This window comes from Xanthomonas sp. F10 (genome assembly GCF_014206815.1).
GTDB lineage: Bacteria > Pseudomonadota > Gammaproteobacteria > Xanthomonadales > Xanthomonadaceae > Xanthomonas_A > Xanthomonas_A indica.
On record NZ_JACHNP010000001.1, the window covers coordinates 2,589,277 to 2,609,280 of the forward strand.

Sequence of the window (20,004 nt, forward strand, 5' to 3'; positions counted from 1 at the left end):
ACATGATAAATAGTATTACCCCCACATTCTTTTATGGGGGTCTTCATGCGTACCGTTCATCCGCACCCGAGCCTGCTGGCGCTGGCGCTCGCGTCCATCCTCGGCAGCACCGCCGCCGTCCATGCCGAGGACGCGCCGGCGCCGCCGGCCGACGCCACCACCACGCTCGACCAGATCGTGGTCACCGGCACCCCGCAGGGCCAGTCGCAGAAGGACGCGCCGTTCGCGATCAGCGTGGTGTCCAGGGAACGCCTGGAACGCAGCACCCCAACCAGCAGCGTGGACATGTTGCGGGCCGTTCCCGGCTTCTCCGCCGAACCCTCCGGCGGCCAGGGCGGCGGCCAGAACCTCTACGTGCGCGGCCTGCCCGCGGGCGGCTGGTACTACGTGCAGTACCAGGAAGACGGCCTGACCCTGTTCGACGAGCCGCAGGAAAGCTTTTTCAACGTCGACACCCTGTTCGCGCTGGACATGATGACCGAGCGCCTGGAAGTGGTGCGCGGCGGCACCTCGCCGCTGTTCGCGACCAACGCGCCGGGCGGCACCGTCAACGCCATCACCCGCCACGGCACCGCCACCCCGGAAGGCGCGGTGCGCATGACCGTCGGCAGCGACGGCCTGCGCCGCGAGGACGCCTACAGCGCCGGCCCGCTCAGCGAGAACGTGCTGTACAGCATCGGCGGCTACCACCGCAGCGACGACGGCCTGCGCCGCACCGGCTACACCGCCGACCAGGGCGGCCAGGTGCGCGGCAACCTGACCTTCCTGATGGGCGATGCGGTGCTCGACGTCGACGCCAAGTACCTCGACGACCGCACGGCCTTCTACAACCCGATCCCGCTCGCCGACCCGCGCAATCCGTCGCAGTCGCTGTCGGCGCTGCTCGACCCGCTGGACGGCACGCTGCTGTCCAACGACCTGCGCCATACCACGGCCCTGACCTTCGACGGCACTACACCGCTGGCGCACAACCTGGACCTGGCCGACGGCATCCACAACAAGGTCAAGCAACTCGGCACGCACTTGGAATGGGACTTGGGCGACGGCCTGACCCTCAACAACCGCATGCGCTTCGTCGATGCGGACGTGGACTACACCGCGCTGTTCTCCGGCGCTGCGCCCTACGACGCCGGCGCCTACCTCACCACTCAGCTCGGCCGTGCGCGCAGCGGCTTCGGCGCGCGGGTGGCGCGGGTCGGCTACGTCACCACGCGCACTGGCGCCGCCTACGATCCGGCCGCGGCCGACGGCCTGGTGCTGGAGAGCGGCCTGTGGAACGCGCGCACCCATCTGCGCACGCTGTCCGACGACCTGCGCCTGAGCAAGGCGTTCGACGACACGGCGCTGGGCCGGCACACGCTCACCGCTGGCCTCGACGTACAGCACTTCGAATACACCCAGGACCGGCTGCAGAACACCGTGCTGACCACGCTGCAGAACCACGCGCAGCGCCTGGACGTGCTGGCTTACGACAGCGCCGGCAACGTGGTCGGGTCGGTGACGCAGAATGGCTTCGTGCGCTACGGCAACGGCGTCACCAGCGGCGTCGCCAACGGCACCTACCTGTCGCCGTACCTGTGGGATTCGGTGCGCTTCGGCCGCCTCGGCCTGGATGCCGGCGTGCGCTACACCCGCTACAACGCGAGCGGCGGCGTGTACGCCGCCACCACGCGCAATCTCGGCGATCCGACCACGCTGGCCGACGACAACGTCGGCGGCCTCAGCGGCGCGTTCAGCCCGCGCACCGATCACCGCCATGCCACGCAGTGGACGCTCGGTGCCGAGTTCGCGCTGACCCCGCAGTTGCAGACCTTCGCCCGCTACACGCAATCGCAGCGCCTGCCGCGGCTGCAGAACGTCTACCAGACCCAGAACGCGGACGTCACCGACATCGACCAGGCCGAAGCCGGCCTGCGTGGCAGCTTCGGCGATACCTTCTCGTTCTCCACGGTCGGCTTCTGGAGCCGCTTCAACGACCTGTCGATCAGCGCCATCGTGCTCGACGGCACAGGGGAGGTGCAGAGCCTGGCGCTGGTCGGCAAGACCCGCACCCTGGGCCTGGAGTCGGAGTTCAACTGGCGTCCGTCGGCGCTGTTCGGCATCACCGGCTCGGCCACGCTGCAGGATCCGCAGACGCGCGGCCTGAGCAACGCGACCACCGGCCTCAGCTACGGCGACCTGGACGGCAAGCAGATCTCGCGCATCCCGAAGTTCATGGCCTCGATCAGCCCGACCCTGTACTTCGACATCGACGGCCGACCGCTGGAGCTGTCGGCTACCGCCTATCGCATGGGCCAGCGCTACGTCGACTACACCAACGCCACCGCCCTGCCCGCCTACACCACCTACGACCTGGGCCTGTTCGCGCGGCTGAGCGAGCACGTGGAGCTGCAGTTGCACGCCGCCAACGTCAGCAACGCGCTCGGCCTGACCGAAGGCAATGCGCGGGTGGACACGCTGTCCGGCCAGGGCACTGCCGACGCGATCTACGCACGGCCGATCTTCGGCCGCAACTACAACGCGTCGCTGACCTGGAGGTGGTGAGCATGCGCTGCCGGAGACTGCTGATGAGCGCGGTGTTGTCGCTGCCGATCCTGGCCATGGCGGCGACGCCGAGCCTGCCCGACCGCCTGCGCGACCCGCATGGGCCGGCGCTGGTGGTCTCGCACCGCGCCTGCTGGAAGTTCGCCTCGGAGAACACCCTGGACGGCATCGCCGCGTGCATCGCGCGCGGCGTGGACATGGTCGAAATCGACGTGCGCACCACCCGCGACGGCGCGCTGGTGCTGATGCACGACGCCACCGTGGACCGCACCACCGACGGGCACGGCGCGGTGGCCGATCTGACGGCGGCGCAGATCGCCGCCTTGCGCGTCCGCAGCCAGGGCGGCGGGCGCGACAGCACGCTCACCGCACGGCATCCGCCGACGCTGGCGCAGGCGCTGGCCCTGGCGCGCGGCAAGGTGCTGGTGAACCTGGACATCAAGGCCGCAGCGCTCGACCAGGTGATCGATACGGTGGAGGCCACCGGCGCGCAACGCGACGTGCTGCTCAACGTCCCCCTGGACGTGCCCGCGGCAGTCCTGCAGCGCGCGCGCAAGGCCGATATCGCGGTGCAGGCACTGTACCTGCAGCGTGAGTCGACGCTGCCGCCCGAGCAGGCCTTGCGCCGCGCCGCAAGCTTGCAGCCGGCGGTGGTGCAACTGATGTTCGACGACCCGGCGGTGCTGGACATCGCGCAGCGCGAACTGGCGCCGCGCGCGCGACTGTTCGTCAACACCATGACCAACGACATCGCCAGCGGCAGGCCGATGCGGCTGTCGGCGAGCTACACGGACCAGCGTGCGCTGCGCGATCCGGCCGCGGTGTGGGGCGGGCTGCGCAAGCACGGCGTCAGCATGATCCAAACCGACGAACCGTTGGCACTGCAACGCTACCTGCACGGCACGGACACGCCACGGTAGCCGGTCTCGGTCCAAATCCCGGCGACGCGGTGCGATGGCCACGCGCGGCGTCGCCAGGAGTCCAGTTTCAGACGGGCGGCATGCACTGCCAGGACGATGCCCGTCGCTTCGAGCATTGCACTGCAGACGACAACGCCCATCGGCACGTCGGTTGCGGTGCGCTGCGTTCGCTTCACTTCATTCCATCAACCCCGAACGGAAGAGAGCACATGAAACTGCCCAAGAAACCCGCCAAGGTTCTCGCCCTGGCGCTGGCCTGCGCGTCGCTGGCCGCGCTGTCCGGCATGGCGTCGGCCGCCAACAACTGGAACCCGCAGCACATCCTCAACGCGATGAAGAGCCCTTACCAAGGCAACCGTGCCGACGTGGCGGTGATCGCGCATCGCGGCGTGGTCGGCAACGGCTGCCCGGAGAACTCCACCTGCTCGATCCTCAACACCTACAACAACAACATCGAAGCGATCGAACTGGATGTTAAGCAGGACGCCGACGGCCTGTTGTGGCTCTTCCACGACCAGAACGCCGGTCGTGTGGTCGACCATGATCCGGGCTTCTACATCTTCCAGAACGCGACCAATCCCTCCGGGTGGAATCCGGACATCCGCACCCTGACCGGCCATGAGCTGATCAACTCGTTCCTGCGCGACAAGAACTTCGCCAAGACCAACTACCGTCCGACTTCACTGGCCTCGGCATTGAACACCGTGGTCACCAATGCCAACCACATGGTGGTGGTGCTGGACCTGAAGACCCTGGACGCGGTCTCGCGCGCGGCCGATCAGGTGCACGCCTTCCGCATGCAGAACCAGGTGGTGCTGAAGTTCAGCGCGTCGCTCCTGCCGAAGACCCCCAGCGACATCACTCGCTTCACCAAGGGCGTGCCGTTCGCGCCGACGGTCTACGCCGGCGACATGGACAATCTCGCCGACGGCGGCTACGTGGGCCTGTGCGGCTCGATCAGCCCGAATACGCCGTTCTGCCGGGTCAACGCCTGGATCAACGAAGTGCGCGGCCAAAGCGGCTTCGCCTGGCTGGAAATCGGCAACAAGCAGCCGCGCCGCAGCGACCCGACCGCTGAGTTGCTCGCCGACAACCAGGCGCAGAAGCGCGCGATCGGTGCATTCTCGCCAGTGCCGGAGTACCGCCTGAGCAGCCATGACGGCCAGCACTACGTGCGCAGCAACGGCACCTGCTGCGCGTCGCTGGACAACTACCTGACGCGCACCAAGTACTTCGGCAACGAGACTGCCGACGACCGTCCGGATTTCCGTGGGCAGGTGACCGCCGGCTTTACCAGCATCATCACCGACGACCCGCTCAGCGTGATCCGCGCGAACGTGCCGCGCGACACCACGCGCTACAACTGACCCTCGCAGGTCGCGCCGGGGAGTGCGCTCCCCGGCACTGCACGGCGCCCACGCGCCGTGCAGCATGCCCTACGCCTTCAGGAGTTTTCCATGCGTTCCGCTCCCCGTCCCCGACATCTGCTTCTCGCCCTGCTGGTCGCCGGCGCATTCGTGCCTTTGCTGCAGCACGCAGCAACCGCGCACGGTACTCGACCCGCAGCGCCCGCCTCGCTCGCGCTGCCGCACGCCGATGCGTCGGCAACGCAGGCTCCGCCGCAAGCGCTCGCCACGTCCGCGACCGGCAGCGCCATGCCCGGGCCGTCCGCAAGCACGGTACTGACCGCGGCGCAGGCGCTGCCAGCCGACTTCCAAGCCGATGTGCTGCTGCGTCTGGCCACGTCTGCGGATCTACCGACCGATGGCGACGGCGATCGCGCCGCCGCCGCGCAACGCCTGACCCAACAAGCCGCCGCATTGGCCGAACGCGCACAACGGCGCATGCCCGGCCTGGCCCGCGTCGGCAACATCGACGAAGAGCGCGACGACGAATTGCGCGCGCCGCGCACCGCCGGTCTGGACTGGCTGACGTTGCAGACACGCGCCGCCCAGCGCACCACACCGGCGCAGGCGCAGGCGGTGTTCGCCGCGCTGCCGACGCCACACGCAGGCGATTGCGATACGGACTATCTCGACGATCCCAGCCCGACCTATGCGTTGGCCAGCGCACTGCAGCCGGCACAACCGGCAGCGCGCGCCAGCGCAATCGCCGCACGCGTAGACGCGGCGCAACACGAAACAGACACCGCCCCGGCGCTGAAGATGGCGCTTGCCGCGGCGCCACTGGACAGCGCGGGACAGGCACAGCTCGCCGACAGCCTGGCGCGCATGTTCGAACGCCTCCGCGGCGACGATGCCGGTTTCACCGCCACCGAACTGAGCGTGGCCGGCGACATGCCGCTGCTGCTGCAACAGGTATCCGATCCAGCGTTGCACGAGCGACTGCACGACGCCTATCGCGGCTACGTCGCCGCGCATCTCGCACAGACGCGCTGCCCATCGAGCGTGCTCGGCAACCACTGGCTGCTGGAGCAACGCTTCGTCGCCGAACTGCCGGCCGAACGCATCGCACCGGCACCGCCGGTTCCCGCGCAATCGATCGATGCCGATGCGATCTCGCTGATCCGCCAGGCGGGCTACAACATCCGCACGCAGTTGCTGGATCCCGCCACCAGTGCGGGCGATCCCGCCATCGAAAAAGCGTCGATGGAGTTCCTCGACCAGCTCGACCACGGCGTGCTGCAACAGACCGCGGCCGGCGACGCCAGCGGCCGCGTGCAACGCGCACGCCTGCGCGAACTGCTGCGCTATCTCGAGTACGCACCGGCCGGCGCGGCGCGCGACCGCGGCATGCACCTGCTCGCGACGCTGCTGAGCGGACCGTATTACGCGAAAGACCACGACACCTGGTTCGGCGACCTGCGCGTGCTCGCCGATCAGGTACAACGCTGGCCCGATCGCGACCAACGCCTCGCGCAACTGAGCGGGCACGCCGATCCGGTGGTCAAGGTGTACGCAATGATGATGCAACGCCAGCAGTTTCCCTGAGCGTGACGCACTGCAGCACGGTGCTGCCCCTGTCGTCGTGCGGCCAGGCACGACGGCATGGCCACCTCGCGAGATGTGAACCCTGTCAAGGCTCGGGGTTCAGTTGCGATTCGGGAAGCGGCGCCTATTGTGCGCCCCTCTTCCGATCCGCCCATCTTGGCGGGTCCCGCCGGACTTCAGATTGCCGGCACCCGGGCGGCCCGTGACAGGCCGCCTCCCCATGACGCCAAGCCGCATCGCTTGCCGCGCCATTCCGGCGCAGCGCCACGACGGCCCATACGGAGCAAGGAGTACGATGAAACTGGCCTGGATCCTCTGGCTGTCGCAGTTGTTGCCGCAACCCGCTGCCGATTCGCTGTGCCTCAGCACCACCGTGTACCTGGAAGCGCGCGACCAGACGCTGCGCGGACAGCAAGCCGTCGCCGAAGTCGCGCTGCGTCGCCTGGACAGCGGCCTGTGGGGCGACTCGATGTGCCAGGTCGTCACCGCGCGCAAACAGTTCGCACCGGGCCTGGTGAAGCCGGGCACCGAACTGAAGAACGACGACGCCTGGGCCGACGCGGTCAAGGTCGCCTTCGCCGCCGAGCGCAACTGGGCGCTGCCGCAGGGCCAGCGCAAGGAGATCGTGCCCGGCGCCAGCCACTTCGCCGCGCATGCCATCGCCAGCCCGAGCTGGCGCAACGCGTATCAGGTCGCGACCATCGGCGACCACACGTTCTATCGCGTGCAGAAGCTGCGTCCGCGCAACGCGTCGTAATCGCTCGCCGCCCAGGCATGTCCTGACGCAGGCTCCCGCGCGCCGCACACGGCGCGTCTGATCGCCAAGCGCCCCGCGCAGCAGGTACGCTCTGCCGTCCTGACTTCGATGCGGAGCCGCCTGCCATGAAACTCTATTCCAAGCCCGGCGCCTGTTCGCTGGCCGATCACATCGCGCTGCGCTGGGCCGGATTGCCGTTCGAACTGAAGCTGCTCGATGCCGCCGCAATGAAGGCGCCTGCGTATCTGGCGATCAATCCGGCCGGCGCAGTGCCCGCGCTGCAGATGGACGACTGGGTGCTCACCCAGAACTCGGCGATCCTCAACTACATCGCCGACCTCGCGCCCGACGCGCAACTGGCCGGCGACGGCAGCCCGCGCAGCCGCGCCGAGGTGCAGCGTTGGCTGGCCTTCCTCAACGCCGATCTGCATCCGGCCTTCCATCCGCTGTTCGGCAGCACCCGCTATCTGGACGATGCCGCAGTGATCGCGCGCACCCAGGAGCACGCACGCGAGCGCGTGCGCACGCTGTATGCGCGTGTGGAGTCGGCGCTGGAACAACAGACCTGGCTCGGCGGCGCGCGCCGTTCCATTGCCGACGCCTACCTGTTCGTCACTCTGCGCTGGGCGCGCGCGCAGCAGATCGCGCTTGGTGCCAATCTGCAATTGCACTTCGAACGCATGTCCGCCGATCCGCAGGTGCAGGCGGCACTGCAGGCCGAAGGCCTCGGCTGAGCGGCGCTGCGAACGCCGGCGCCTGCGCGCCGGCGTCGTCCTTGTGGCGTCAACCGCGCAAGGCGCGGCGGATTTCCTCCAGCGCGCCGGGGTCGTCCAGCGTCGACAGATCGCCCGGATCGCGCTGCTCGGCCAGCGCCTGCAGCGAACGCCGCAACAGCTTGCCCGAACGCGTCTTCGGCAAGGCCTGCACCAGATACACCTGCGCCGGCCGCGCCACCGCGCCAAGCCGCTGCACCACGCACTGGCGCAACTCCTCGACCACCGCCGCGGCATCGGGCGCGGCCTGCTTCAGCGTCGCGAACACCACCGGCACCTGCCCCTTCAATTCGTCGTGCATGCCGATCACCGCGACCTCGGCCACGTCGGCGTGGCCGGCGATGGCTTCCTCGATCTCGCGCGTGCCCAGGCGATGCCCCGCGACGTTGATCACGTCGTCGGTGCGGCCAAGGATGAAGGTGTAGCCGTCCTCGTCGCGGATCGCCCAGTCCAGCGAGCTGTACAGCAGCGTGTCGAAGTGGCTGAAGTAGCTGCGCAGGAAGCGCGCATCGTCGTTCCACACCGTGGTCATGCAGCCCGGCGGCAATGGCGGCTCGATCACCAGCACGCCCTTGCGTCCCGCCGGCACCTCGACACCGTGCTCGTCGACGATGCGCATGCGATAGCCGAGATTGGGAAAGCCCGGCGATCCCGGCTTGACCGGCCGCAGCTCGACGCCCGGCAACAGGGTCAGCACCGGCCAGCCGGTTTCGGTCTGCCAGTAGTTGTCGATCACCGGCTTGCCCAGCGCTTCGCCGATCCACAGCGCGGTCGGCTCGTCCAGCGGCTCGCCGGCCAGGAACAGATAGCGCAGCGCGCTCAGGTCGCGCTCGCGCAGGTAGCGCGCCGGATGCTTCTTCAGCACGCGGATCGCGGTCGGCGAGGAGAACATGGTGCGTACCCGGTACTTCTCGCACAGCGCCCACCACACGCCCGGATCCGGTTGCACCGGCAGGCCTTCGTACAGCAGCGAGGTCGCGCCGACGATCAGCGGGCCGTACACGTTGTACGAATGCCCCACCGCCCAGCCCACGTCGGAGGTGGAGAACATGGCCTGCCCCGGGCCGCAGTCGAACACCGTGCGCATCGACAGCGCCAGCGCCACCGCATGCCCGCCGACATCGCGCTGCACACCCTTGGGCTTGCCGGTGGTGCCGGAGGTGTACAACAGGTAGCTGGGCTCGTTGGATTCCAGCCACACCACCGGCACCTGCGCATCGCCGACCTCGGCACGCAGCTCGGCATAATCGACATCGCGTCCGGGCACGCGCGGCAGCGCCGGATCCAGCCCACGCGAGACGATCAGCACCGTCGGCGGCGGCGCGCTGGCCTCGGCACAGGCGGCGTCGACCAGCGGCTTGTAGGGGATGCGCTTGCCGCCGCGGCTGCCGGCGTCGGCGGCGATCAGCAGCTTGGGCCGCGCATCGTCGATGCGCAGCGCCAGGTTGTGCGCGGCGAAGCCGCCGAACACCACCGAGTGCACCGCGCCGATGCGCGCGCAGGCCAGCATCGCGTACACCGCCTCGGCCATGTTCGGCATGTAGATGACCACGCGGTCGCCGCGCTGCACGTCCAGCCGCTGCAGCACCGCGGCGAAGGCGTTGACCTCGCGGTGCAGCTGCGCATAGGTGATCTCCTGGGTCTGCCCGGTTTCGCTGGACACCGCCACCAGCGCCAACTGCGCGGCGCGCTCGGGCAGATGCCGGTCCACCGCGTTGTGGCACAGGTTGGTCAGCCCGCCGACGAACCAGCGCCGGAACGGCGGCGCGTCGTACTCCAGGATCGTCTGCGGCGGGCGCTCCCAGTGGATCGCCTGGGCCTGCTCGGCCCAGAATTCCTCGGGCCGCTCGATCGAACGTCGGTACAGCGTTGCGTAGTCCATGCCGCCCCTCCCAAGGCCGGTGCACCGGCTCCGAGCATAGACCTTTGGCAGGGAGGGCGTCGTTCAGACCTTGGTCGAAGGGGAGGAACCTTAGTGCGAGGCACCGACACGATCATGCCGATCTACGCAATTGCTTAGCCATCAACGGATGAATCGAGCTTGCTTAGCAGCTCATCAATTGCCCGACTTCCCCTCTTGCTATTTTCCTCTAGACGCTTCTTCAGTTCAGAAGCATCCGCATCCAAACCTGATTCACCTCGAATTGCGCACATTAGGCTGATCTGGGCCGGGCCAAGCCTTTTTATTTCCTCAAGAACGGCTCTTGCGAAGCCTTGCTGGTTAGAGTTGTAGACATCCCAAGCAGCATTGCGCGCGTCTGAATGAATTGAAGACTGCTCACGATAGTTGCTCAAGGAGCTAAACAGAGAAGCGAGCCGAACCTGATTTGGCGCTCCTGATTCGTTTTCCGCTGCGATCTCAGAAAGCACTCGCTGCACCTGAGCAGCGCTCTGTTGGTACAGTTCATCCGAAATCCTAATGTCGATCTTTGCCTCATGCATTGGCTTTGCAAGGCCGATAAGCCTTAGAAGTACCTCACCATACAACGCGGTCAACTCGGCCGCGGCTGCGGTAGCTTCTTGAGAGCCAACAAGCTGGACTTTCGCCAACATTGCGATCACACCTTGCAGAGGCTCTCCAAAACTGCCCTCAGTTGGATCTTGAGCAGAGAGAGTTCCAAGATACCCATTCGCTCTATTTGTCTCGGCAATAAGCGGCAAGTACACATCTCGCCTCAGACTTGCGAGACGATCCTGATGCTTCTCTTTTGCATCATGCCGCAACTGCTCCTTAAGCCTACTCATGCTGGCACGATTGGAAAGGACCACGCCACTCAGTGAAATAAATGCAGCGACAATTCCCGACCAAATGACGGTCGGCAAACTGAAGGACAGAGGATCCATGGATACGTCTTCCTAGACGGTTGACTGAGATGCGCACAGTGCTTTCGTGACCATGGGCATCAATTACTAGCTACTTCCCCGGCACCGTAAACATCACCACCACATTCCCCGGCGCCTGCTTGAAGCGCGTCGCCACCGAGGCCGTGCTGAGTTGCACGATCTGCTCCAACGGCTTGTGCGGCACGCCCTGGAAGTTGACCGTGACCTGGACCAGCGCGCCGTTGGCCCAGTTGAAGCCGACCATCGGCTTGCTGCCGACCGATTTCTCCAGATCGGCCGCCACTTCCTGCGAATGCGCGTACGCATTCTTCACCGTGTCGACTGCACCGCATGCGGTGAGCGCCAGCAGCACTGGCGCGCAAAGAATAAGCAATTTCATCGTGCGCCCCCGGGGTCATCGCGCTAGTGCTTCTGTGCCGTCGCGGTCGCCGACGCCGCACGCGGCGGCGCCTGCTTCACATAACGATCGAACCACTCCAGCATTTCCGCCACCACGTCCTCGTTGGACTCGCGCGCGGTGTACCAGTGCGGTTCGAACGGCAGCAGCACCAGCCGCGCGGTGCCGCCGAGGCCGCGGATCGCCTGGAACATGCGCGGGGCCTGGGTGGTCTCGGTGCCGGGATTGGCGTCGTCCATGCCGTGCACCAGCAGCAGCGGCTCGTTGATCTTGTCGGCGTGGAAGAAGGCCGAGGCCTGCGCGTACACCTCCGGCGCGGCCCAGAACGAGCGCCGCTCGTTCTGGAAACCGAACGGGGTCAGGGTCTTGTTGTAGCTGCCGCTGGTAGCCACGCCGGCGCGGAACAGGTCGGTGTGCGCCAGCAGGTTGGCCGCCATCAGCGCGCCATGGCTGTGGCCGGTGACGCCGATGCGGTCGCGGTCGACCACACCCAACTCCACCGCCTTGTCCACCGCCGCCTGGGCGTTCTCCACCAACTGCTGCAGGTACGTGTCGTAAGCCGTCTTGGGGTCGCCGACGATCGGGAACGCGGCATCGTCGATGATCGCGTAGCCGGCCAGCAGCAGCAGCTGGTAGGAATGCAGGCGGGTGAAGTCGCGGTCGTTGGCGCCGCTGACCTGGCCGGCCTTGGAGGCATCGGCGTAGTCCAGCGGATAGGCGTAGAGGATCGCCGGCACCCGCGTGCCTTCCTTGTAGCCGGGCGGCGTGTACAGGGTGAAGGACAGTTCCACCCCGTCCTTGCGCTTGTAGGTCACCAGGCGCTTCTTGATCTGCCGCACCACCGGGGTCGGGTCGGGGAAGCGGGTCACCGGCGCCAGGGTGGAGGCGACCACCGCCTCGCCCGCCGCCGCTGCCGGCTGCGCCTGGCCCAGCGTGCGCAGGTAGACGTTGGGCGGATCGTTCGGCGACTGCCGCCAGGTCAGCAGACGGGTGGTGTCGTCGCCGGCGAACCCGGCAAAGGCTTCGTCGACGTCGGCGCCGCTGCGGAACAGGCGCTGGGTCTTGCCGCTCGCCAGCTCGTAGCGGTCCAGGAACGGCCGGTCGCCAGCCGGCGTGGCGCCCTGCCCGCTCAGGAACAGCGCGCCGTTGTCCTCGCGCAGCACGTACTCGCCGTTGGCCAGGCGACGCAGCTCGGGGGTGCCGGGATCGGCGTAGAGGTCGTCGGTGGACAGGTCGAACAGCACCCGCCCGGCGCTGCCGGGACGGTCCGCGTCGAGCAGCGTGGTGCGACGCCAGTGGCGGTTCTCGTCGTCCTCGTCCAGCAGCACCTGGCCCCCCTGCGCGAACCAGCTCAGGCCGGCGTAGCGCTGGGTCACCTTGGCCAGTTCGCGCGGCTTGCCGGTGAACGGCGCCGACAGGGTCAGCAGCTTGTCGCGGGCAGGAACATTCGTCTTCCAGTCGCCACCGTCCAGGGCCTCGGCCCAGACCAAGGTGGCCGGCTGGTTGGCGCGCCAGCCGTAGGCACGCGGCCCGGTCGGCACGCCGTGCACCGGCACGCGGTCGGCCACCGGCAGGTTCGCCAGCACCCGCTCGCTGCCGTCGGCCAGGTCCAGCACCGCCACGTCGTGGGCGAAGCGGCCATAGGTGGTGACATAGGAGTACGGGCGCTGCAGGCGCTCCACGCGCACGTGGCGGCCGTCCGGCGCGCCGTCGACCACCGAGTACACCGCCGGCTTGCCGACCGTGCGCAGCTTGCCGCTGGCAGCATCCACGGTGACCAGTTGCGACGTGGCGTAGTAGGCGAACTGCGCCTCGTCCTCGGGGCTGGACAGAGTGTCGCGGGCCTCGTAGGTGCTGCTCTCGCCCTTGCCGCGGATCGCTTCCTTGACCTCCGGCCCCGGCGGCACCGCTGCCTTCACCGGTGCCGGGCCGAGGTCCTGGGGCACCGTGCGTACCAGCAACGTATCGCTGCCGCCCAGCCACTGGATCTCGCCGCCCAGCACCGGGTTGAGCTGCACACCGTCGATGCGCCGCACCGCGCCGGTGGCGACGTCGCCCAGCCACAGCTCGACGCGGTCGGCGGCGGTGTTGTTGAAGGCGAAGCGGCGCCCGTCCGGCGACCACACCGGCTGCGCCGGGCAGGCGCCGGCCGGCAGGGTCACCGCGGTCTGCTTGCCGCTGGCCACGTCGACCAGGCTGAAGCCGTCCAGGCAGGCGCGGATGCCGTAGCCGTTGGACATGTCGTGGCGGGCATGGGTGCGCGGCTCCACGCGCACCCCGGCCAGTTTCAGGTACGGCTCGGCGACGCGCGCGATCGGCGGGTAGGCCTGGCGCTCGACCAGCAGCAGGGTGCGGCCGGTCGGGTCCAGCCGCGGCGACGGATTGAGCGGGGCGCGCATCACGCCGAGCAGCGGCTCGGGCGGCTGCCGATAACCGCTGTCGGCGGTGGCGGCGTGGGCGGCAACGGGCAACGCACTGGCGAGCGCCAGCGCGCCGATCCAGCGGAACGGCATGAGCATGGTCGAAATCCCCTTTCGAATGGCCCCGGCAACCTAGCACGGCCGCCGCGCGGCGGCCGAGCGCCGAAGGTCATGCCCTCCCCACCCGGGCGCCGCGCTCAGGCCGGTTGCAGCACGTGCTCGGCGGCCAGCGCCGCCACCACGCTGGGACGCTGGGCGATACGCGCGGCGTAGGCAGCCAAGGCCGGATACGCGGCCAGCGACAGGCCGAACCGCGGCAGCCAGCCGAGCACGGTGAACAGGTAGGCATCAACCACGCTGAAGCGGTCGCCGAGCAGATATGGCCGCGCATGCAGCGCGCTCTCGGCATGGGCATAGCGCTGCAGCAGGCGGGCGGCGACCGCGGCGCGCCGCTCCGGCGCCAGTCCCGCATCGAACAGCGGCACGCTGCCGGCGTGCAGTTCGCTGTTGATGAAGGCAAGCCACTCGTACAGGCGATAGCGCGGCAAGGCGCCTGCGTCCGCGGGCGGCGCCAGCGCCGCCTGCGGGCAGCGATCGGCCAGGTACAGCAGGATCGCCGGCCCCTCGGTCAGCACCTGGCCATCGTCCAGTTGCAGCGCGGCCACGTAGCCCTTGGGATTGATCGCGAGGAAGTCCTCGCCCTCGGCGGTGCGCTTGCTGCGGTTGTCCACGTGCACCAGCCGGAACGGCAACTGCAGTTCGCGCAGCACGATGTGCGGCGCCAGGGAACAGGCGCCAGAAGCGGCATAGAGATGCATCGAAACGGTCTCGCAGGAACGCCGGACAGTCGGCGCGCGCAGTGTGCGCGGCATGGCCGCCTGCGGAGAAACAAGAATGTCAGGGCGGGTCAGTAGCGCCGCTAATGGCTTGCACCAGGAAAGCACGTAACTGCAGTGCGGCAGACGCCGGGTGCGCCGCGGCGACCAGCGCGAAGCGACGCTGCAGCCGCGGCTGCAACGGCAACACCTGCACGCCGTCGCGCTCGGCCGGCAACACCGACGCCGGCAGCAGGCTGGCGCCCGCGCCGTCGCGCACCAGGGTCCAGGCGCTGGACCAGTCGCGCACCTGCAGGCGCAGGTCGGCGATCGCCAGTCCGGCGCGTTCGGCCAAGCGCTGCGCATGCAGCCAGCAGCCGCCGGTGGCCAGCACGAACGGCAGCGCCAGCAGCTCCGCCAGGGCGATATCGCGCGCCTGCGGGCGCGCCAGCGCCGGCGGCAGCGCCGCCAGCCACTCGTCCATGCCGAACACGATGGCATCGCGCTCCGGCGCCGGGTCCAGCACCACGCCCAGGTCGATCGTGCCTGCCGCCAGCCAGGCTTCGACCTCCTCGTCGCTGCCTTCCAGCCAGACCACGCGCGTGTCCGGATGCGTCCGCTCGAACGCGCGCAGGCGCGGCGCCAGCCACGGCCGCGACGAGGCGAACCCGGCGACCCGCAGCGAGGCCGCACCCGGTGCATGCTGCGCCCTGGCCAGGGTCTGGATCTGCCCCAGCTCGGCCAGCATCGCCCGCGCATGCGCCAGCGCACGCACGCCGAACGGGGTCGGCCGGATCCGCCCACGCTCGCGCAGCAGCAGCGCCGCGCCCAGCACGTGCTCCATCTGCGCGATGGCCTGGCTGGCGCCGGACTGGGTGATGCCGCAGCGCGCAGCACCGGCGCTGATGCTGCCGCATTCGACGACGGCGACGTACAACCGCCAGTGGATCAGATTCATCATGTTGCGTACTTCCCAAAACGCGAAACGCCGGGCGGGGCCCGGCGTTCCGTGACGACGCGATCGCGCTGGCGATCAGCCCAGCAGGTGAGCCACGCCGCTGCGCTCTTCTTCCAGCTCGGCCAGGGTCTTGTCGACGTACTTCTGGCTGAAGTCGTCGATCGGCAGATCCTTGACGATGGTGTACTTGCCGTTCTCGGTGGTGACCGGGAAACCGAAGATCACGCCTTCCGGGATGCCGTAGGAACCGTCGGACGGCACGCCCATCGTCACCCACTTGCCGTTGCTGCCCAGCACCCAGTCGCGCACGTGGTCGATGGCGGCGTTGGCGGCCGAGGCGGCCGAGGACAGGCCGCGCGCTTCGATGATCGCCGCGCCGCGCTTGCCCACGGTCGGGATGAAGGTGCCGGCATTCCATTCCTGGTCGTTGATCGCGTCGGCGATGGAGGCGCCATCGGCGGTGGCGAAGCGGTAGTCCGGGTACATGGTCGGGCTGTGGTTGCCCCACACCACCAGCTTCTCGATGCCGCCGACCGGCTTGCCGAGCTTGAGCGAGAGTTGGCTCAGCGCGCGGTTGTGGTCCAGACGCAGCATGGCGGTGAAGTTCTTCGGGTTCAGGTCCGGCGCCGACTTCATGGCGATGTAGGCATTGGTGTTGGCCGGGTTGCCGACCACCAGCACCTTGACGTCGCGCTTGGCCACCTTGTTCAGCGCCGCGCCCTGCGCGGTGAAGATCTTGGCGTTCTCCAGCAGCAGGTCCTTGCGCTCCATGCCCGGGCCGCGCGGACGCGCGCCGACCAGCAGGGCGATGTCGGCGTCCTTGAACGCCACTTCGGCATCGTCGGTGCCGACCATGCCGGCCAGCAGCGGGAACGCGCAGTCTTCCAGCTCCATCATCACGCCCTTCAGCGCGGCCTGGGCCTTCTCCATCGGCAGTTCCAGCAACTGCAGGATCACCGGCTGGTCCTTGCCCAGCATTTCGCCGGAGGCGATGCGGAACAGCAGGGCATAACCGATCTGGCCGGCGGCGCCGGTCACGGCAACACGAACGGGTGCTTTCATGGGGGATTCCTCTGCTAAGAAAGTGGGTGGGGTGGATCAGTAGACGCGATAGCCCAGCGGCTGCAGGTGCAGGTCCAGGGCGGCGGTGTCGTAGCCTTCGACCACGTGCTGGCCGATCACGGTGATCGGCACGCCTTCCAGGCCCAGCGCGGCGGCGGCCTGGCGGCCGGCCTCCTGCTCCACGTCCAGGACCGTGTAGCGGACCTGGGCGCGGGCGAAATCGGCCTGTTGCCTGCGGCAGTAGCCGCACCAGTCGGCGGCGAGCATGACGATGCCGTCGTCGCCGGTCAGCCGCCGCGGGTCGCCGGCGGCCAGCGCGGCCGACGGCGCCGAGGCCGCACCGCGCCACCACGCGTGCACGCCGCCGCCGATCACGAGCAGCAGCAGGCACAACACAAGGGGGCGCATCGTCATCGGCGGTCGGGTGCGGCAATCAACCGGGAAATGGTAGCACGTAGGGTCCGCGCGCCCGGCCCTGCGACCGGGCGCGCGGACAGCGCCGGATCAGGCGTCGAGCGTGCGGTTCCACTCGGCGACGCGATCGGCCTTGGCCGCCAGCACCGCCTCGGCGTCGCCTTCGATGGTGATCTTGTTGATCACGTCGCCCTGGGCGACGCTGTCGACCACGTCCAGGCCCTCGAGCACCTTGCCGAACACGGTGTGCTTGCCGTCCAGCCACGGGGTGGCGACGTGGGTGATGAAGAACTGGCTGCCGTTGGTGCTGGGGCCGGCATTGGCCATGGACAGCACGCCGCGGTCGTGACGCACGCCGTTGTTGGTCTCGTCCTCGAAGCGGTAGCCCGGGCCGCCGCGGCCGGAGCCTTCCGGGCAACCGCCCTGGATCATGAAGTCGGCGATCACGCGGTGGAAGTTCAGCCCGTCGTAGAAGCCGCGCTTGGCCAGGTTCACGAAGTTGGCCACGGTCAGCGGGGCCTTGTCGGGATACAGCTCGATCTTGATCGGGCCGCGGGCGGTGTCGAAATGGGCGATCAGGGACATGGGATTCCTTGGAAACGGGGGCGTCATGAGGGGCGCATAGGATACACGGCGCCTCGTTCAGGCTTCGCCCGTGCCCGCCGCCGGCGCCTGAACGGGCCCGCCCGGCCCACCGCCTCCGGGCGCCGGCAGGCGCCACGGGATCCGGGTATACTAGGTGGCTTCCTTTCCTCCCTTCTGGCGCCGGCTGGCCCCCTTTCGCATGTCCATCGAAAATCTTCGCAATATCGCCATCGTCGCCCACGTCGACCACGGCAAGACCACCCTCGTCGACTGCCTGCTGAAGCAGTCCGGCACCCTGTCCGAGCGCACGGTGCTGGCCGAGCGCGTGATGGACAGCAACGACCAGGAAAAGGAACGCGGCATCACCATCCTGGCCAAGAACACCGCCATCACCTGGCAGGGCAACCGCATCAACATCGTCGACACCCCCGGACACGCCGACTTCGGCGGCGAGGTGGAGCGCGTGCTGTCGATGGTGGACACCGTGCTGATCCTGGTCGACGCGATGGACGGCCCGATGCCGCAGACCCGTTTCGTGACCCAGAAGGCGTTCGCGATGGGCTTCAAGCCGATCGTGGTGGTCAACAAGATCGACCGCCCCGGCGCGCGCCCGGACTGGGTGATCGACCAGGTGTTCGACCTGTTCGACAAGCTCGGCGCCACCAACGAGCAGCTCGACTTCCCGATCGTCTACACCTCGGCGCTGAACGGCTACGCCTCGCTGGACGACAGCGTGCGCGACGGCGACATGACCCCGCTGTACGAAGCGATCATGCAGCACGCGCCGAAGCCGGACGTGGATCCGGACGGCCCGTTCCAGATGCGCATCAGCCAGCTGGACTACAACAACTTCGTCGGCGTGATCGGCATCGGCCGCATCCAGCGCGGCGTGCTGAAGAAGAACATGCCGGTGGCGGTGATCGACCGCGAAGGCAAGAAGCGCCAGGGCAAGGTGCTGCAGGTGCTGGGCTTCCTGGGCCTGGAGCGCATCGAGCAGGACAGCGCGCAGGCCGGCGACATCGTCGCCATCTCCGGCATCCAGGAACTGACCATTTCCGACACCGTCTGCGCGCTGGAAGCCCCCGAGGCGCTGCCGCCGCTGACCGTGGACGAGCCGACCATCTCGATGACCTTCCAGGTCAACAACTCGCCGTTCGCCGGCAACAAGGACCTGTCCGGCGGTAAGTTCCTGACCAGCCGCCAGCTCAAGGATCGGCTGGAGCGCGAGACCGTGCACAACGTGGCGCTGAAGGTGCAGCAGCTGGAAGATGCCGACAAGTTCCTGGTGTCCGGCCGCGGCGAGCTGCACTTGTCGGTGTTGATCGAGAACATGCGTCGCGAAGGCTTCGAACTGGCCGTGTCGCGCCCGGAAGTGATCATCAAGGAGATCGACGGGCAGCTGATGGAGCCGGTCGAGCAGCTGGTGGTGGACATCGAAGAGCAGCACCAGGGCGGCGTGATGGAGAAGCTGGGCATCCGCAAGGGCCAGCTCAAGAACATGGAGCCGGACGGCAAGGGCCGCGTGCGCCTGGACTACATGATCCCGGCGCGTGGCCTGATCGGCTTCCAGAACGAGTTCCGCACCCTGACCCAGGGTTCGGGCCTGCTGTTCCACGTGTTCGACCACTACGGCCCGAAGGAACAGGGCGCCATCGCCAAGCGCCAGAACGGCGTGATGATCGCCAACGCGCCGGGCGCCACCCCCGCCTACGCGCTGGGTCCGCTGGAAGAGCGCGGCCGCCTGTTTGCCGCCGAGGGCGACAACGTGTATGAAGGACAGCTGGTCGGCATCCACTCCAAGGACAACGACCTGACCGTCAACGCGATCAAGACCAAGCCGCTGACCAATATGCGTGCCTCGGGCAAGGACGATGCGATCAAGCTGACCCCGGCGATCAAGTACACGCTGGAGCAGGCGCTGGACTTCATCGAGGACGACGAACTGGTCGAAGTCACCCCGAAGGAGATCCGCTTGCGCAAGAAGCACCTGACCGAAAACGAGCGCAAGCGCGCCGGCCGCGCGGGCTGAGCGGCAGCGCACGCCCATGGCCGCCGACAAGGCGTACAACCCGGATCCGCATGCGCATCCGGGCCTGCACCTGATCGCACTGCTGGAGGCCGGCAAGGGCCTGCTCGCGGTGCTGGCGGCCACGGGGCTGGAACTGATGGGTCCGGCCCCGCTGCGCGCGGGGGTGGACAAACTGATCGTGCGCTTCAGCCTGGACCCGGACCACGGTGCCCTGCCCTCGCTGCTGACCATGATCAGCCCCGGGGCGGTGCACCTGGCCGCCGCCGGCATGCTCGCCTACGGCGTGCTGCACCTCATCGAGGCCTGGGGCCTGTGGCGCGCCAAGGCCTGGGCCTCGCTGCTGGGCTGCGTCTCCGCGGCCATCTACCTGCCGTTCGACGTGTACGCGATCGTGCGCCACCCCGGCTGGGCGTCGTGGGCGGTGCTGGCGATCAATCTCGCCGTGGTCGGCATCCTGGCCCGCGACCTGGTGCGGCGCCGGCGGCATCCTCCCGCCGCCTGATCTACACCGCATCCCTGTCACGGCGGCCAACAC

The 20,004-nt window shown here is 68.3% G+C and carries 17 protein-coding genes; 8 read left to right on the forward strand and 9 right to left on the reverse strand.

Features of this window, described 5'->3' with window-relative positions; all coding sequences use genetic code 11:
- Window positions 1-45: 45 nt before the first annotated feature.
- The 6 genes from FHR56_RS11360 to FHR56_RS11385 all read left to right on the forward strand — a co-directional run bounded on the left by FHR56_RS11360 (window position 46) and on the right by FHR56_RS11385 (window position 7,906).
- Window positions 46-2,544: a TonB-dependent receptor gene (locus tag FHR56_RS11360; protein WP_184502545.1), complete on the forward strand. Its 2,499-nt coding sequence runs from the start codon at window positions 46-48 to the stop codon at window positions 2,542-2,544.
- 23 nt (window positions 2,545-2,567) lie between these two features.
- Window positions 2,568-3,464 carry a glycerophosphodiester phosphodiesterase family protein gene (locus FHR56_RS11365; RefSeq protein ID WP_184502546.1) on the forward strand — a complete coding sequence of 299 codons (897 nt, stop codon included), beginning with the start codon at window positions 2,568-2,570 and terminating at the stop codon, window positions 3,462-3,464.
- Window positions 3,465-3,673: 209 nt separating this feature from the next.
- A complete protein-coding gene (locus FHR56_RS11370; RefSeq protein WP_184502547.1) occupies window positions 3,674-4,831 on the forward strand; it encodes a glycerophosphodiester phosphodiesterase family protein in 1,158 nt (385 codons plus the stop codon).
- A gap of 288 nt (window positions 4,832-5,119) precedes the next feature.
- Window positions 5,120-6,415, forward strand: coding sequence for a hypothetical protein (locus FHR56_RS11375; protein ID WP_260400260.1), 1,296 nt, complete (start codon window positions 5,120-5,122; stop codon window positions 6,413-6,415).
- 295 nt (window positions 6,416-6,710) lie between these two features.
- Window positions 6,711-7,172 (forward strand): cell wall hydrolase, encoded by a 462-nt coding sequence (locus FHR56_RS11380; protein ID WP_019797714.1) that lies wholly within the window; start codon window positions 6,711-6,713, stop codon window positions 7,170-7,172.
- 125 nt (window positions 7,173-7,297) lie between these two features.
- Window positions 7,298-7,906 carry a glutathione S-transferase N-terminal domain-containing protein gene (locus FHR56_RS11385; RefSeq protein WP_019797715.1) on the forward strand — a complete coding sequence of 203 codons (609 nt, stop codon included), beginning with the start codon at window positions 7,298-7,300 and terminating at the stop codon, window positions 7,904-7,906.
- Between the two features lie 49 nt (window positions 7,907-7,955).
- Here FHR56_RS11385 and prpE read toward each other — a convergent pair whose 3' ends face one another.
- From prpE to FHR56_RS11430, 9 genes are all read right to left on the reverse strand, one after another.
- A complete protein-coding gene (gene prpE / locus FHR56_RS11390) occupies window positions 7,956-9,827 on the reverse strand; it encodes a propionate--CoA ligase (protein ID WP_184502549.1) in 1,872 nt (623 codons plus the stop codon).
- Window positions 9,828-9,961: 134 nt separating this feature from the next.
- Window positions 9,962-10,789 (reverse strand): hypothetical protein, encoded by an 828-nt coding sequence (locus FHR56_RS11395; RefSeq protein WP_184502550.1) that lies wholly within the window; start codon window positions 10,787-10,789, stop codon window positions 9,962-9,964.
- A 70-nt stretch (window positions 10,790-10,859) separates the two neighbouring features.
- Window positions 10,860-11,102: a hypothetical protein gene (locus FHR56_RS11400; protein ID WP_184502551.1), complete on the reverse strand. Its 243-nt coding sequence runs from the start codon at window positions 11,100-11,102 to the stop codon at window positions 10,860-10,862.
- 89 nt (window positions 11,103-11,191) lie between these two features.
- The gene (locus FHR56_RS11405; RefSeq protein ID WP_184502552.1) at window positions 11,192-13,705 is read right to left on the reverse strand and encodes a prolyl oligopeptidase family serine peptidase; all 2,514 of its coding nucleotides are present in this window, start codon (window positions 13,703-13,705) and stop codon (window positions 11,192-11,194) included.
- Window positions 13,706-13,803: 98 nt separating this feature from the next.
- Complete coding sequence (gstA, locus tag FHR56_RS11410; protein WP_184502553.1) at window positions 13,804-14,424, reverse strand: glutathione transferase GstA; 621 nt, start codon at window positions 14,422-14,424, stop codon at window positions 13,804-13,806.
- A gap of 79 nt (window positions 14,425-14,503) precedes the next feature.
- A complete protein-coding gene (locus tag FHR56_RS11415; RefSeq protein WP_184502554.1) occupies window positions 14,504-15,382 on the reverse strand; it encodes a LysR family transcriptional regulator in 879 nt (292 codons plus the stop codon).
- A gap of 72 nt (window positions 15,383-15,454) precedes the next feature.
- Window positions 15,455-16,441 (reverse strand): malate dehydrogenase, encoded by a 987-nt coding sequence (locus tag FHR56_RS11420; protein WP_010340467.1) that lies wholly within the window; start codon window positions 16,439-16,441, stop codon window positions 15,455-15,457.
- A gap of 36 nt (window positions 16,442-16,477) precedes the next feature.
- The gene (locus FHR56_RS11425) at window positions 16,478-16,855 is read right to left on the reverse strand and encodes a glutaredoxin family protein (RefSeq protein ID WP_184502555.1); all 378 of its coding nucleotides are present in this window, start codon (window positions 16,853-16,855) and stop codon (window positions 16,478-16,480) included.
- Between the two features lie 90 nt (window positions 16,856-16,945).
- Window positions 16,946-17,440, reverse strand: coding sequence for a peptidylprolyl isomerase (locus FHR56_RS11430; protein ID WP_184502556.1), 495 nt, complete (start codon window positions 17,438-17,440; stop codon window positions 16,946-16,948).
- Between the two features lie 199 nt (window positions 17,441-17,639).
- On the opposite strand from FHR56_RS11430, the gene typA reads away from it, so the two are divergent.
- Window positions 17,640-19,469: a translational GTPase TypA gene (gene typA, locus FHR56_RS11435; protein ID WP_010340464.1), complete on the forward strand. Its 1,830-nt coding sequence runs from the start codon at window positions 17,640-17,642 to the stop codon at window positions 19,467-19,469.
- Between the two features lie 16 nt (window positions 19,470-19,485).
- On the forward strand, window positions 19,486-19,971 hold the full coding sequence (locus tag FHR56_RS11440; protein WP_184502557.1) for a DUF2127 domain-containing protein: 486 nt from the start codon (window positions 19,486-19,488) through the stop codon (window positions 19,969-19,971).
- Window positions 19,972-20,004: the final 33 nt, after the last annotated feature.

Coding starts and splice junctions, on each gene's coding strand:
- FHR56_RS11360 (WP_184502545.1), top strand. CDS start 46: ATGCGTACCGTTCATCCGCACCCGAGCCTGCTGGCGCTGGCGCTCGCG.
- FHR56_RS11365 (WP_184502546.1), top strand. CDS start 2,568: ATGAGCGCGGTGTTGTCGCTGCCGATCCTGGCCATGGCGGCGACGCCG.
- FHR56_RS11370 (WP_184502547.1), top strand. CDS start 3,674: ATGAAACTGCCCAAGAAACCCGCCAAGGTTCTCGCCCTGGCGCTGGCC.
- FHR56_RS11375 (WP_260400260.1), top strand. CDS start 5,120: ATGCCCGGGCCGTCCGCAAGCACGGTACTGACCGCGGCGCAGGCGCTG.
- FHR56_RS11380 (WP_019797714.1), top strand. CDS start 6,711: ATGAAACTGGCCTGGATCCTCTGGCTGTCGCAGTTGTTGCCGCAACCC.
- FHR56_RS11385 (WP_019797715.1), top strand. CDS start 7,298: ATGAAACTCTATTCCAAGCCCGGCGCCTGTTCGCTGGCCGATCACATC.
- prpE (WP_184502549.1), bottom strand. CDS start 9,827: ATGGACTACGCAACGCTGTACCGACGTTCGATCGAGCGGCCCGAGGAA.
- FHR56_RS11395 (WP_184502550.1), bottom strand. CDS start 10,789: ATGGATCCTCTGTCCTTCAGTTTGCCGACCGTCATTTGGTCGGGAATT.
- FHR56_RS11405 (WP_184502552.1), bottom strand. CDS start 13,705: ATGCTCATGCCGTTCCGCTGGATCGGCGCGCTGGCGCTCGCCAGTGCG.
- gstA (WP_184502553.1), bottom strand. CDS start 14,424: ATGCATCTCTATGCCGCTTCTGGCGCCTGTTCCCTGGCGCCGCACATC.
- FHR56_RS11415 (WP_184502554.1), bottom strand. CDS start 15,382: ATGATGAATCTGATCCACTGGCGGTTGTACGTCGCCGTCGTCGAATGC.
- FHR56_RS11420 (WP_010340467.1), bottom strand. CDS start 16,441: ATGAAAGCACCCGTTCGTGTTGCCGTGACCGGCGCCGCCGGCCAGATC.
- FHR56_RS11425 (WP_184502555.1), bottom strand. CDS start 16,855: ATGACGATGCGCCCCCTTGTGTTGTGCCTGCTGCTGCTCGTGATCGGC.
- FHR56_RS11430 (WP_184502556.1), bottom strand. CDS start 17,440: ATGTCCCTGATCGCCCATTTCGACACCGCCCGCGGCCCGATCAAGATC.
- typA (WP_010340464.1), top strand. CDS start 17,640: ATGTCCATCGAAAATCTTCGCAATATCGCCATCGTCGCCCACGTCGAC.
- FHR56_RS11440 (WP_184502557.1), top strand. CDS start 19,486: ATGGCCGCCGACAAGGCGTACAACCCGGATCCGCATGCGCATCCGGGC.